This window comes from Marinitoga hydrogenitolerans DSM 16785 (genome assembly GCF_900129175.1).
Classification (GTDB): Bacteria; Thermotogota; Thermotogae; order Petrotogales; family Petrotogaceae; genus Marinitoga; species Marinitoga hydrogenitolerans.
In genome coordinates this window covers 1-1,468 of record NZ_FQUI01000082.1, presented here as the reverse complement: position 1 = coordinate 1,468, position 1,468 = coordinate 1, and the positions used below count along the sequence as shown (strand labels likewise).

The window sequence follows — 1,468 nt, the reverse complement described above, 5'->3', positions numbered from 1 at the left end:
CTCGGAAAGAAACTACTCTCTGAAAGAGATAGAAACTATTATACAATCATCATGGTATATCATATACCCAATTGTATTTATCAAGTATTTTTGGAAGGAATCGCTATTAGGATACAAAATACAAATAAAATTATAGTATATATAAAAATGCTCCAATGTTTGGAGCATTTTTATATTCAAAAGCTTGAAAAAAATTCCATATTGTGTTAAAATAAAAACGGGATAATTTTAATAATGTTAATAATTAAAAAATTTACATTATTAACAAAACTAAGATATATTAATAATGTTAAAATTTTAAGTAATAAACTTTAGTAAAAACAAAAAATAATTATAATATATTCTAATTTGAAGGAGATATATATCATGAGAAAAATCATTAAGAATTTATATAATAATGATATAGTTTTTACATCATTAGGTGGTGTTTCAGAAGTAGGAGCGACTTCTCATTATATTATATGGAAAGGAACAAAAATTATAATAGATGCTGGGATGAGAAGAAATATCGAATTTAAAGATGATTTATTTGAAAATAGGAAGTTACCAGAATTTGACGAAATAGATGAGAAAATAGACTACATTTTAATCACGCACCCTCATTATGATCATATTGGATCTTTACCTATATATAGCGAAAAAATTTCAGATGCAAAAATAATTATGTCAAAAGAAGCTTTAGAAATTACCAAAATAATGATAAAAGACACACGAAAAATTTTAAAAAAAGATAAAAATCGAGAATCAAAATGGTTGAAACCATTTTATGAAACTAATGTATTGAAAAGGTTATATAATAAAATAATAACGATTGATTTTAATGAAGAATATTTTTTAAAAATTTTAAAATTAAAATTATTTCCAACAGCTCATACATTAGGTTCAGCCGCTATATTTTTATATGATAATACTTATAAATTATTGCATACATCAGATTTTGTATATAAAGAAATGTTTATACATAGAAATACACATTTTTTTGATTTGAATAATATCGATACTTTAATAATTGAATCCACATATGCATCTCATAAAAGTAAATCAAAAAATTATAAAGAGATATTAGAAGAGTTAAAAATATTTATAAATAAAATTTTAGAAAACAATGGCTCTATTCTAATACCAGTTTTCTCTTTAGCAAGAGGACAAGAAGTAATTGCTGCTATAAATTTGTTAAAAAAGCAATCATATTTAAAAAAAGGAATACCAGTGTATGTTTTAGGAAAATTATTTCATGAAATTAATATGGTATATGATATAAAATTAGAAGATAAAATAAAGAACAGAAAAATCAAACCACTATCAAAATCTTATACATATATAGATAGTATAGAAAGATTTTTTCCGAAACCAGGTTCAATAACAATAGCAACTAGTGCTATGCTTAATAGTTATACTCCTTCTTATCAATTGCTTCCGAAATTTTTAAATGCTCCTAATGGAATAATTTTTGTATCTTACCAGTCAA

The 1,468-nt window shown here is 23.0% G+C and carries 1 protein-coding gene; it reads left to right on the top strand.

Translation table 11 applies throughout. From position 1 onward, the window contains the following. Positions 1-366: 366 nt before the first annotated feature. Positions 367-1,468, top strand: a 1,102-nt coding sequence (locus BUA62_RS11240) for an MBL fold metallo-hydrolase (RefSeq protein WP_072866120.1), incomplete at its 3' end; no start/stop codon positions are given.